Genomic DNA, 12,108 nt, shown 5'->3' on the forward strand with positions numbered 1-12,108 from the left:
AGGCGCATTATGACTATAAAAATCACCGCCGAGCAGTTATCCATGCGCTTTAAAGAGCGTGTGCTTTTTCACATCCCTGAGTTAGCCATCGGCCCAAATGATGCCATTTATCTCAAGGGTGACAATGGTGTGGGCAAAACTACCCTACTCAAAATCCTTGCTGGCTTGCTAAAACCTTCTACTGGCGATGTTGTTGCACCAAAAGATACGTGGCTGAAAAGACTGACGCGCCGCAACGGCCGTGTCGATGTGATTTATCTCCATCAATCTCCTTACCTTTTTGACGGCACTGTTTATGAGAACGTAGTCTATGGAGTGAAATATCAACAAGACACACCAAAAGATAAGCGAGCTCAAGTTATTCACGCGCTGCGCATGGTAGGTTTGGAAACATTAGCGGACGAACATATCTCCGTGTTGTCCGGCGGTGAAAAACAGCGTGTTGCCATGGCAAGAGCTTGGATCTTAAAACCGTCGATTTTATTGATGGATGAGCCAAGTGCGTCTTTAGACCAAGAGTCCATTGAGCGATTGGTGGTGATGGCGAAAGATCTTTTGGATCGTGGTTCCAGTATCGTGGTGACAAGCCATCAAACCAACGCACTGACCGACTTATGTAAAAAACAGTGGTGGATTAAAGACAAGACTTTGATAGAGTCTCCCCTGTTGTATGTCATACCAAAAGAAACATCCCAAGAGAATGCATATGCTTCAACCAACACAAACTAGTTGGGTCATTTTGGCTGGTGGCCAAGCCAGCCGTATGGGTGGAAAAGATAAAGGTCTGATTGAATTAAATCAGAAGCCACTCATCGAACACGTAATTGAACGTTTATCTCCACAAACACCACGCATTTTAATTAATGCCAATCGAAACCAAGATGCGTACAGCAAATTTGGTTTCGTATTTAGTGATCAATTCAAAGATTTCCCTGGACCTATGGGCGGTATTCACGCGGGTTTGATGCATGCTGAAACTGACTGGGTCGGATTTGTACCTTGCGATAGTCCACAAATTAACACCGACCTTGTCGAGCGTTTCTGCCAGGCCGTCAAAGAAGACAGCGATATTTTGGTCGCTCATGATGGTGACCATCAGCAACCTGTTTTCACGCTCTACCACAAGCGCGTACTGCCAAAACTCACCGCATTTTTAGAACGTGGCGACCGCAAAATCATTCTGCTCTACAAAGAGTGCAACACCAGTTACGTTGACTTTAGCGACTCACCAAACTGTTTCGTCAACTTGAACACCCCGGAAGAACTGGCGCAATTTGGACAATTAGAATCATGAAACACACGCTAAACATTCCTATTCTTGGTTTTGCAGCTTATTCAGGCACAGGCAAAACCACGCTACTTGAAGCCCTATTGCCAAAGCTGACTGAAGCAGGTTTACGCATTGGCATGCTAAAACATGCGCACCACAACTTCGATGTCGATAAGCCGGGTAAAGACAGCTACCGTTTACGCAAAGCTGGCGCGTCTCAAATGCTGATTGCTTCTCGCAACCGTTTTGCGTTAATGACAGAAACGCCAGAAGCCGAAGCAGAGTTTGAATACCTATTAACACGTTTTGATGAAGACAACCTCGATGTAGTTTTGGTCGAAGGCTGTAAAAACATCGCGTTTCCTAAAATTGAATTGCACCGTGAAGAAGTGGGTAAGCCTTGGCTTTACCCTCACGATGAAAACATCATTGCTATCGCTTCCGACAGTGCGGAGTTGGACTCTGAACTGCCACAAATGAACATCAATGATTTGAATGCCATCGCTCAATTTGTTCTCCAATACGTTCAAGATGCAAAAGCACCAAAATCTAAAGAGAAAGACGCCGCATGTTGCGACACACTTTCTCCTGCTTTCCTTTCTGTGGTTCAAGGCCAAGAAAAAATCCTTTCTTTGGTGAACACGGTTTCGGAAATAGAAGCATGCAAGATTGAAAACGCCTATGGCCGCGTTCTCGCGGAACATATCATTTCACCAGTAAGTGTGCCGCAATACACCAACTCCGCGATGGACGGTTATGCCATCCGCAGTGATGATATTGAGCGCGATAGCTACCAAGTGGTTGCTGAAGTGATGGCGGGCCATGCTTACGATCAGCCTCTGGAAGTTGGTCAAGCGGTGAAGATCATGACCGGCGCACCAACACCACTTAACGGCGACACAGTGGTCATGCGTGAGCAAGCCTCTCAAGAAGGTGACAAGGTCACCTTTAATGGTGCGAATATCAAAGCAGGCCAAAACGTTCGTCAAGCAGGTGAAGATCTCGCTATCGGCAGTGACGTCTTTACCGCAGGCACTCGCCTAGCCTCTCCAGAAATGGGCATGATCGCTTCTCTCGGTTTTGGTGAAGCGAATGTGTTCCGCAAATTGAAAGTTGCCGTGTTCTCCACCGGTGACGAAGTACAAGCGCCGGGAACAGAGCAAAAAGCGAATTCTATCTACGATTCCAACCGTTTTACCATCATGGGCATGCTTGAAAAGTTCGGCTGCGAGATCTTGGATTTCGGTATTCTGGAAGACAACGAACAGTTAATGATTGAAGCGTTGGAAAACGCATCGGCGCAAGCGGACGTGGTTATGACTTCTGGTGGCGTATCCGTTGGTGATGCGGATTACATCAAACTTGCCTTGGATAAACTTGGTCAAATCGATTTTTGGCGAATCAACATGCGTCCGGGACGTCCACTCGCGTTTGGTCAAATCAACAACAAGCCGTTCTTTGGTCTGCCGGGCAACCCTGTTGCCGTGATGGTCTCTTTCATTAATTTTGTTGAGCCTGCACTGCGTAAGATGCAAGGCGAACAAGGCTGGAAGCCTCTGAAAGTGAATGCCATCGCAACTGAGAATCTTCGCTCTCGACAAGGTCGTACCGAGTTTAGTCGAGGAATCTATGAACTGGATGACACTGGCCGTTTAACCGTTCGTACAACAGGCAAGCAAGGCTCTGGTATTTTGCGCTCAATGAGTGAAGCAAACTGTTTAATCGAAATCTCCCCAGCTATTGATACAGTAAAAGCGGGAGAAAGCGTGACAATTATCCCACTTCAAGGCAGAATCTAGCCCAAACTAGAAATTCAAAGGTCAGCGAGTCTGGCCTTTTTGTTTAATACAGAAACCTTTTCAGAGAGACAGCTATGGCTCGCACCATTCTTTACACTTACAAAGACCAAGACAAAGAACTGACGTTCTCATACCAGCAGCACCGCAACATTCAAGAAGCGGTTGCAGAAGCAGAAGGTATCGATATCACTGAGTTCCTAAAGATGGAGCAACAAATTGAAGCAGTGTCTGACACTAAAGCGGTGCGAAACTACCGCGATAACTACTTCAGAAAATTAGGCTTTAGTAAAGTCACCCTAGCTCAAAAAGAAAACCTAGGCGTAGGCAAAAAGAACAAATAAGCTTAGCTGTAAACAGAAAACTCGCGATTCGTCGCGAGTTTTTTTATACATGCTATTTTTGTTCGTGCTCTATACCCAGCATATAGAAGTTACTTGGGTATATGAGTTACTTCGATATATAAGTAAAAAGCCCCGTTTTACCTTGATGGTCTAAACGGGGCTTTAGATTTCTTCTTACTTTATATCGAGTAAGGTTTCAGTCACTACTTGATGTTTAGGAACGCAGCACCGCGTACACCGCCTGAATCACCGTGTTTTGCTTTGATGATCTTAGGACACTTAGCCACAGACAATAAGTGTTTAGGGATGCGTTTTGGCATCTCTTCATAAATCAATTCGAAGTTTGAAAGACCACCACCCAGCACAACAACATGTGGGTCAGTCGCTGTAAAGATGTTTGCAAAACAGATAGCCAGCAACTCCATAAAACGCTCAACGTGCTCGACGGCTTTCGCTTCACCTTCTGCGTGCGCTTTAATGATTTCGATCGCTTTCTTCTCTTCACCGTAGTAATGGGCATACAGAAGCTCGAAGCCTCGACCAGAAAGGTAACTGTCTAAACACCCCTTCTTGTCACAACCACACCCCAACAGAGGTGCGTTTTCGCCTAAGTGGAACCAAGCATCGATAGGTAAACGAGTATGGCCCACCTCACCTGCTACGTGGTTACGGCCAGAGAAAACTTTACCATCGTAGATAAAACCGCCACCAAAGCCAGTACCTAGGATCAAACCAAGTACGGAAGGCTCATCTTGAAGCTCTTCGTCCCATGCTTCTGATAGCGCAAAACAGTTCGCATCGTTCTCAATCTTTACGCTGCGACCGATTTTCGCTTCCAGGTCCGCGCGCAGTGGTTTGCCTTTCGCCGCAGGAACGTTAACCGTTAATACCGTTGCATCGTCTGCGTCTTCCATGCCTGGTAGGCCAAGACCAATTGTGCCTTCGCAACCAAACTCTGCATCGTATTTGTTAACCAATTCCGCAATGGTATCAACCAGCAGCTCGTAGTTGTCTGTTGGTGTAGGTACACGTTCCGTCGCTACACGCTCAAGCTTCTCGTTAAATGCACCAAATTCAATTTTAGTGCCACCGACATCAAAGCCGTAATACATGTATTTCTCTCCTAAAAAATGCTTAAACGACTCCAAAAATGGCTGGAGTCAAAAGTATAAACTAGTGGCATTATCCATATCTGTACGCCTGCAAACCGTGACCGAATGCAGATTTATCCCCTCACCGCAGCCAGTTGAACAACATGCCATCAACAAAAGTTCATTCCTTAGAGTCAGCTCTCGGTTTTCACCCACTCTTTGAAACGTTTTAAATGCGGTCGGTTGGGATCGTTTTTGACTCGGGTCTTGGTCAACATGTAGGTTTCTCTAAAGGCTTCAAACCACAACTGAAGGCATTCCGATGCTTTATTCTCACCGGCTTGTTTCAAAACTAACGTCGCGACTTCGGCGGTTGAAAGATGCTGCTCATTCTCAGAACGGCGCATGATGTATTCAGACAGAGATTCTGGCTCAATAGAAAGCACAAGCAAAGATTTAAGAAAGTCAGAACGACGGAATATCTTTCGTGCCTCACGCCAGCTACCATCAATAAAGATCAGCAACCATTTTTTGTTCTGAGCCTCTTCGTTTACTAATCGCGCAGGCTCCAGATCTTCAATTAAACGAGATGGGTCATCCACATAGTCTGCAGGAAATACAATCACTGGTTGGTAGTTGTCATCCTGTAGTAGCTCCAGCATCTCCTCAGACGGTTCTGTTCGGTTCCATTGATACACGTAAGTCTCTTGAATCGTATCAGCAATTAGACGACCGGTATTACTTGGCTTAAATACTTCGTTTTCAGAAACAATCAACATACATGCAATATTAGCCTTGATGTTTGGCTGAAGATCGCACAAACAGTGTTGCTCAGAAACCTGGCAATATTGGCAACGAACCACTTTACATCCACGCGCGTTGAAAGGCTTGGTTGAGATAGATTGTCGGTACTGATATAAACGGTGGAAAGCGTGAATTCTCATGGTAAGTAATGCCAAGTAAAAAGTAGAGCGCGATTCTACTGACATTATGGTTTCGCCTCAAGATAAGCCCTTCAAAGCACCTTACTGTTTGTTGAAATAATTTCACCCTTACCTCGGTCATAGATAAAGTAATAAATAAGGAAATGACAGTGACAGAAACGACGTTTCAAGATCCCTCGTGGATAAGATTAGGCTTTTTTCTCGGCGTATTATTACTTTGTGCCCTTTGGGAAAACAAACTGCCGAGAAAAACACTTACCGCTTCACGTGGGTTTCGCTGGGTCAATAACTTATCACTGGTTGCTGTGAATAGCTTGATTGTTGCGTTAGTCATGCCTATCGCGGCCTTTCAAGCTGCAATTATCGCTCAGGAGCAACAATGGGCACTATTTAATTTGCTCTCCCTGCCCGCTTGGTTAAACGTGCTTCTAGCGGTTATTCTGCTTGATTTCGTCATTTACGTTCAGCATGTGGTCTTTCACTATGTAAAGCCACTGTGGAAGCTTCATCGAATGCACCATGCCGATCTCGACATTGATGTCACCACTGGCGCACGTTTTCATCCTATCGAAATCATCATCTCGATGGGTGTCAAAATTGCCACCGTATTTATCTTAGGCGTTTCTCCTATCGCTATCGTGGTATTCGAAATAGTGCTCAATGCCAGTGCGATGTTTAATCACAGTAATGCAAAACTGGCTTTATTAGCGGATCAGAAACTGCGAAACGTCATAGTAACGCCAGACATGCATCGCGTTCATCATTCCGTGATAGCAAAAGAAACCAACTCGAATTTCGGTTTCTTCCTTTCTGTTTGGGATCGACTTTTTGGGACATATCGAGCTCAGCCTGAGCTTGGCCATGATGATGTCGTAATTGGTATACCGGAAATTAGGAATGAAGCAGAACAACGATTAGACAAGCTGTTAACGCAACCTTTTCGCTATAACCGAAGAAGACGCAACAGTTGAAGAAAAGTTTTTGTGGATGAAGTGCGTAAACAAAGCGAATAGACTAAACCTAAACACCAACCAGTTAAACACCACTTCATCCTTACGATGCTAGCTAATGGATTCACTCTCCGTTAGTTGACGTTTTTTGTTTAACTGAGTAATACCAACAAATAAACCAACCACACCAAGCACCGTGCACACCAAAGCATTAGTATTCATTACTTGTTGTGCTTCTATTGAGCTGTATAGAAAAGCCAGACTGAAGAAAGTGGTACCAAAGCTTAAACCTGTCAGTACGCTGAAACCAGCGAAACTGGCCAAGTCTTTAAAATCGTTCATAACGAATCCCTGTTTACTATCCTTAATTGAGTGATGAAAAGTGAAAGTTAACGAAATATCTGGCGTGATTGTCGATGTTTACGCGCGTTCCATAACCAGATAGATACGCCGAATGAAAAACCTAAAAAGAGTGTTTTCATTTGAAGTGCGGCATTGTTGTCCAATATTTCTAATGCATAGTGAGCGTGCGAGCTAAAAATAACATTGGTCGTCAGAATCAATAGCATAAGTACTAATCCGGAACGACGGTGCTTCACCAACAGATACACCGCTAGTAAGTCTAACAGCCCCAATGCGCTCCAATAAATATTCAACCAGCGTGGCGCAAAATCATAAGGCAAAAAACCGTTAGCAATGTTGTCATAAAGATGAACCACACCGCCAACTGTCATAAAAAGGCATAAGAGAAACACGACGAATTTATCCATTATCGTTTCCTTATCTGAATGAATGCGCAAAGCATATAGAAGTCAGTTAAACATTTGTAATCTCATAGCCATTTTTGAGATCGACAGTGCCTTTAAACAGTACGTGAGGCGTGCGAAAGAAATTTTTTCGCTCCTGATAGAAGCATAGTGTTAGCTTTGGCATTTCGCTCAAATCCGCTAGTTTTCCCAAGTGATAAGGTGAGAAAGGTTGTCAGGCGCGCGATGATAAAGGTCTGTCACACTCTACTCTCCTTCACTATTTCAGACACAAAAACAAACTTTTTCGACGGCGGAAAGATACAATCTTCCGAGCATCTAAAGCCTCGTAGCCAGAATCCGTCGTCGAGCTCCCTTAGATACAAACCACGTGGATAAGATTTGTCATTCGAAAGCAGGCAAGACACCACAGTAAGGTACTCTTCCTTCGCCAAATCAATTTCTTGCAAACGGAGGTATGGCGCAACAGCTAAAGGACAAGGTGATAGATTTTGTGTCGACGCCGCTTCAATCATTTCTCCAAGGGTCGCGCCAAAATAAAGTCCGAAGTCAGACGGTGTTTTTATCGTTAAAAAGAACGATTGAATCTCATCTGAGCACTCGACTTTGTCATCATCGAATAGCTGTTGGGCGAAGGCATTCAATTGAACACCCTTTTGACTCAGGCGCTTTAACAAATTCGTCTTTGTTAAACCTCCAACTCGCAACTTCACTTACACCGCTCCTTGGTCTATCAGTTTTCGAACTTTTTCCAGTGCGTTCTGAAAAACGGTATGCGCTTGTGAGGAAATATCGCTCCCTATATGGTGCCAAAAGAACGAAAAATCATGTCCGCCATCGTCTTGCGTATGAAACGTCCATGAATCCGCTAAATCAGCACACTCGCACAAAACAAAGTGCCATACTTGATTTTGAAAGCCACTGTCCCAGGAGCATAAATACCGAGCGGAGATAACGTGCGTAATTCCAGATTCTTCAGCAAGCTCCCGCTTTGCAGCCGTGATGTAACTTTCATCAAACGTCTCAATAGCGCCCTTGACGAGCTGAATACCCGCCAACGGATGTTTAAAAAGTAGGAGCTCTTGGTTTTGCTTACGCAGAACGACGGGACAAACTTTATCGATCACAAAACCACTCCTCGTTGTTTAAGCAGAAAGCTTTGGCTTGTTCTGGATATAAAGGAATCGCATGAAGTTGCTCTACACGCACCCACTTTAAATGGTACTGATTAACATCTGATTTTCTGATTTGCTCTGGCCCAGCCCCCAGTTTCACTTTTGAGTTCCCGACATAAGAGAGAAAATAGGTTTCTAAGCGCCCTTGATTTTCGAGTTCAAAAGCCTTCTCAACCCAATTGAGTTTCAATGAGGTTTCTTCCAGCGCTTCTCTTTTCGCGGCTTCAACAGGCTGCTCTCCTACCTCAACACTGCCACCGGGGAAAACCCAATAGTGTCTATCGTTTTGAAAACGCTGAATAAGCAAAAGTTCTTGCTGATGATTAACCAGTATAAGGCTAGCTCTTTGTAATAATTGCATGATTCATTCCTTTGAATTCGGACAACATTCTAGTCATCTTGTTTCACCGAGATACCATTAACACCACGTAGTGATAACTCAGCCCTTAAGAAATGAGCAAGATGCGATATAACTCACTTTTGCGATTTGAATAGCAATCAGAGGGGGCGTAGAAGCAACAAAAAAGCAGAACCGAAGTTCTGCTTTTAGAAGATGAAAACATGTCACTTATGCGGACTGATGTAGCTCGTATTTATGCAACATCGCTTGTTGATGCCCTGCAATTTCTGCCACTTGTTCAGAGCTTTCAACCATGGATTCAAGTTGTAGCTTTGTACGCTCTCCAAGCTCGGAAATATTATTGATGGATTGAGACACATCCGCCGTCGCACGTTCTTGCTCTTCCGTGGCAACAGAGATTTGCTCAACACGCTCTTGAATATGCTTAACCGCAAGGTTGATATCAGAGAATGTCGATTTCACTTCATTGCTGGAATGCAGCGCATGGGCCATTTCTTCTCTTGAATCACTTACCGCTTGGCGAGAACGCTCTGCTGCGGTAATAAGCTCACTCATCATTGCTCGGATATTCGTTGTTTGTTGAGAAGTATCACTTGCTAGTTTGCGGACTTCATCCGCGACAACTGCAAACCCACGCCCTTGTTCACCAGCTCGAGCGGCTTCTATTGCTGCGTTGAGAGCAAGCAAGTTTGTGTTGTCAGCAATACCACTGATCATGTCGACCATTTCACGAATCTGCTTAACACGTTGGTCTAGCTCTAACATAGATTGCTCATTCATATCCAAAGAGCGTTCAAGTGATTCCAAACGTTCACGGTTTTGTTCCACAACTTGAACGCCTTTTTCAGTGTGCTTGGTAGCAAGCATCGAGTCCTGTGACGAGGCATTTGTCACTGTTGCTATTTCACGAATGGAGGCTTCAAGTTGCGTAATGGTCGTGATCATGCTCGCCAACGCTTCATTTTGTGTCGTCAACCCATCGCTCGTTTGTTCAGCTGCACTGTGGCTTACTTCGGCTGTCTGATAAAGCGTCTCACAGTTACGTGTAACTGTTTGGATAGAGTTGTTTGTTGAATCAATCACTTGGTTTAGTTTTCGTGCCACTTCTTTTAGTTCATAAGGACCAACCTCTTGTGCATTGTCACGGAAGTCATGCTCGGTAAGTGCAGAAAGACGCGTTAGTACATTCCTTAACCCTCGGTTTGTCCATGACTTCAGACTGAACCAAGTGATCAGAATAATGAAAGAAATCACACACGCTGCAAAAACGATCATAACACTCACTGACTGAATAGTGTCATTGACCACACTCTCTTTATCCGCAATCAACTCACCAGCAGCTTGTGATATTTGATCAAGCAACCGCATGGTTTCATCCGCAAGAATCGAAGCCTGTTTAAACTCTGAACGTTGCAGTTCCCCTTGTTCTAGTTTGGCGAGGATCAAACGCAGCACGCCCTTTTCACTAAAGCCTTGCTTCACCATCTCGTACGGTGCCGTTAGGCTTGCGTATTCGCTTACTTCTGGATGTAAAGACTGGAAATCTTCATAGGCGAGATTAATACCTGCAATACGGTTACGCATTTCTCGGTATTCTTTTTCGGCTTTGCTCAGCTCAGAATGCATCATCATTACTAAGAACGTGCTTTCCATTGAGCTCGCTGAGGCAATAAATCGGTTGGCGGCATCACTCGATTCAGGATTTTCGGCACTAAGAAACGAGCTAATTCGATTCATTTCCGGGCCGATAGAGCTGAGTCCATAGCGGAACCCGCCAACTCCTGCATCAATATCCATTTGAATTTTTATCACTGAAGATTGCTTCAGTAAAATGGACTGCGTGATGTTATGTAAACGCGCTAAATTTGTATCTAACTCCTCAGAGAGTTGCTCAGCAACACCAGAAGCTTCTCCAACCAAACTTTTACTTTGAGTCGCAAGTGAATCGATTTGCTCTTTTATTAGAGGCAACTCTTTTGGCTCAGTAATTTGCATACCATGGTTGAGTAGCTTAACCATCTCCAATACATTCCTGGTTAACTTTGCGTTCGCCATCGCGATTGGTAACGCTTTTTGCGACAAGTCTTCAAATTGCTCTCCTACCTGTTCCATTCCTTTGAAACTTGAGACAGAAAGGGCTATAACAAGAGCTATGATAGTTAAAAATGTTGCACTAACAGCCTGAATCAGTGAAAGTGATGTGCGTGAGCGTTTTCGCTTTGCCATAATCAATTTTTATTCTTTCTTAAGGTTGAATCGGTTTTGTAGTGATTCCGTCACATTTGTGAGACAAAACCGTGATTTGCAGCCCATACTATGGATTGGTTATGACACTAATATTTCAGTTGTGAGTCGTAGAGATGACAGGTGGTGATTTGCGTCGAGTATATTTTCCTTTGATAATCAGTGTGCTACTAAGCGCCTGCTCTTCTGGGCCTGAACCTAGCGAGCAAGTGCAAGTGACAACACCTACAAATCAGTTATTGGACAATAACCCTGACTTGTTCCAGTTTTATACAGAATGGCATGGCACACCTTATCGCTTAGGCGGCACACAAAAATCTGGTATTGATTGCTCGGCATTTGTGCAAAAAGCCTTTGTCGAGGCTTATCAGCTATCGTTACCCAGGACAACGAGACAACAATCGAAACAAGGTGTGGAATTAAATTGGACGGACGCCAAACAAGGAGATTTGGTGTTTTTTAAGACAAGACGGACGACCTATCATGTAGGGATTTACTTGGGTAACAAGCAGTTCATGCATGCGTCAACGTCTAAAGGTGTGATCATTTCAAGAATCGACAACCCATACTGGGCATCTAAGTTTTGGCAAGTAAGAAGAGTTACAATGTAACTCTTCTTACTTTTAGAATTGGAGATGACTGGTATCAAACAATATCAATCGTAAGTAGCAACGGCAGTATCGAATAGGTTTTTAACCAAAGCGATGTATTCATCAAGGAACGTGATCTGTTCATTAGTCGCTTTTTTATGCCATACACCAGCCAATATCTCACCAAGATCTTCAACAACCGCATCCGCTTCTTTTAGTAATTTGAAGCGTACGCTTGAGTGAAGCTCTGGGTTTTGCTCAAAGATCGCCATGATGTTTGAAGCCACCATATCGGTGACGACATCTTCGATGCTTTCGGATCCAGTGTCGCCAATTTCAGTCGTGAAAATATCTAGATTTAGCGACAAGTGCTCGATAAGAGCGAGATATCCATCGGTTTCTAAAACCACTGTTTTTCTCCGTTTATTGCAAGCCTTCGAAGCTGAAAGCGGAATAGTTTCAATAGTAAGACATGCCGAGAAAATTTCATTAACTTATTTCATATTAACAAACATTCACGAACCAACTGGATGTTTTTCAAACAATTGCGCTTTGCCTCACTGCGTTCGGATACAG

The 12,108-nt window shown here is 44.1% G+C and carries 15 protein-coding genes; 6 read left to right on the top strand and 9 right to left on the bottom strand.

Annotated features, from left to right (window positions below):
• Nucleotides 1-9 precede the first annotated feature (9 nt).
• The 4 genes from CBX98_RS00620 to CBX98_RS00635 all read left to right on the top strand — a co-directional run bounded on the left by CBX98_RS00620 (nt 10) and on the right by CBX98_RS00635 (nt 3,410).
• Entirely contained in the window at nt 10-729 is a 720-nt protein-coding gene (locus CBX98_RS00620) for an energy-coupling factor ABC transporter ATP-binding protein (protein WP_005396189.1), read from the top strand.
• Nucleotides 707-1,294, top strand: a complete 588-nt coding sequence (gene mobA / locus CBX98_RS00625) for a molybdenum cofactor guanylyltransferase MobA (RefSeq protein WP_005453897.1) — start codon at nt 707-709, stop codon at nt 1,292-1,294. The genes CBX98_RS00620 and mobA overlap by 23 nt, the downstream gene beginning before the upstream one ends.
• The gene (locus CBX98_RS00630) at nt 1,291-3,069 is read left to right on the top strand and encodes a bifunctional molybdopterin-guanine dinucleotide biosynthesis adaptor protein MobB/molybdopterin molybdotransferase MoeA (protein ID WP_109168352.1); all 1,779 of its coding nucleotides are present in this window, start codon (nt 1,291-1,293) and stop codon (nt 3,067-3,069) included. Before mobA ends, CBX98_RS00630 begins: the two co-directional genes overlap by 4 nt.
• Nucleotides 3,070-3,143: 74 nt before the next feature.
• Nucleotides 3,144-3,410, top strand: coding sequence for a DUF2960 domain-containing protein (locus CBX98_RS00635; RefSeq protein WP_109168353.1), 267 nt, complete (start codon nt 3,144-3,146; stop codon nt 3,408-3,410).
• A 203-nt stretch (nt 3,411-3,613) separates the two neighbouring features.
• On the opposite strand, the gene nagK is transcribed toward CBX98_RS00635, so the two are convergent.
• Together nagK and CBX98_RS00645 are read right to left on the bottom strand one after the other, a co-directional pair.
• A complete protein-coding gene (gene nagK / locus CBX98_RS00640) occupies nt 3,614-4,522 on the bottom strand; it encodes an N-acetylglucosamine kinase (RefSeq protein ID WP_109168354.1) in 909 nt (302 codons plus the stop codon).
• Between the two features lie 173 nt (nt 4,523-4,695).
• Complete coding sequence (locus CBX98_RS00645) at nt 4,696-5,445, bottom strand: tRNA-uridine aminocarboxypropyltransferase (protein WP_109168631.1); 750 nt, start codon at nt 5,443-5,445, stop codon at nt 4,696-4,698.
• Nucleotides 5,446-5,594: 149 nt separating this feature from the next.
• Between CBX98_RS00645 and CBX98_RS00650 the strand changes: the two genes are divergently transcribed.
• Nucleotides 5,595-6,416 carry a sterol desaturase family protein gene (locus tag CBX98_RS00650; RefSeq protein ID WP_109168355.1) on the top strand — a complete coding sequence of 274 codons (822 nt, stop codon included), beginning with the start codon at nt 5,595-5,597 and terminating at the stop codon, nt 6,414-6,416.
• Nucleotides 6,417-6,506: 90 nt separating this feature from the next.
• Here the strand turns inward: CBX98_RS00650 and CBX98_RS00655 are convergent, their stop codons facing one another.
• From CBX98_RS00655 to CBX98_RS00680, 6 genes are all read right to left on the bottom strand, one after another.
• Nucleotides 6,507-6,737 carry a hypothetical protein gene (locus CBX98_RS00655; RefSeq protein ID WP_104974115.1) on the bottom strand — a complete coding sequence of 77 codons (231 nt, stop codon included), beginning with the start codon at nt 6,735-6,737 and terminating at the stop codon, nt 6,507-6,509.
• A 47-nt stretch (nt 6,738-6,784) separates the two neighbouring features.
• Nucleotides 6,785-7,165 carry a hypothetical protein gene (locus CBX98_RS00660; protein ID WP_054867073.1) on the bottom strand — a complete coding sequence of 127 codons (381 nt, stop codon included), beginning with the start codon at nt 7,163-7,165 and terminating at the stop codon, nt 6,785-6,787.
• Between the two features lie 236 nt (nt 7,166-7,401).
• Nucleotides 7,402-7,875, bottom strand: a complete 474-nt coding sequence (locus CBX98_RS26255) for a hypothetical protein (protein ID WP_172605903.1) — start codon at nt 7,873-7,875, stop codon at nt 7,402-7,404.
• Nucleotides 7,876-8,289, bottom strand: a complete 414-nt coding sequence (locus CBX98_RS00670) for an NUDIX domain-containing protein (RefSeq protein WP_109168356.1) — start codon at nt 8,287-8,289, stop codon at nt 7,876-7,878. It abuts the gene before it with no gap.
• A complete protein-coding gene (locus tag CBX98_RS00675) occupies nt 8,279-8,698 on the bottom strand; it encodes an NUDIX domain-containing protein (protein WP_069524617.1) in 420 nt (139 codons plus the stop codon). Before CBX98_RS00675 ends, CBX98_RS00670 begins: the two co-directional genes overlap by 11 nt.
• Before the next feature lie 207 nt (nt 8,699-8,905).
• On the bottom strand, nt 8,906-10,924 hold the full coding sequence (locus CBX98_RS00680; RefSeq protein ID WP_109168357.1) for a methyl-accepting chemotaxis protein: 2,019 nt from the start codon (nt 10,922-10,924) through the stop codon (nt 8,906-8,908).
• A 134-nt stretch (nt 10,925-11,058) separates the two neighbouring features.
• Here CBX98_RS00680 and CBX98_RS00685 point away from each other — a divergent pair, with 134 nt between their 5' ends.
• Entirely contained in the window at nt 11,059-11,553 is a 495-nt protein-coding gene (locus CBX98_RS00685) for an NlpC/P60 family protein (RefSeq protein ID WP_005396208.1), read from the top strand.
• A gap of 44 nt (nt 11,554-11,597) precedes the next feature.
• Here the strand turns inward: CBX98_RS00685 and CBX98_RS00690 are convergent, their stop codons facing one another.
• Nucleotides 11,598-11,942 (bottom strand): DUF3802 family protein, encoded by a 345-nt coding sequence (locus tag CBX98_RS00690; RefSeq protein WP_005396212.1) that lies wholly within the window; start codon nt 11,940-11,942, stop codon nt 11,598-11,600.
• Nucleotides 11,943-12,108: the final 166 nt, after the last annotated feature.

The organism is Vibrio sp. T9 (assembly GCF_003123985.1).
Classification (GTDB): Bacteria; Pseudomonadota; Gammaproteobacteria; order Enterobacterales; family Vibrionaceae; genus Vibrio; species Vibrio diabolicus.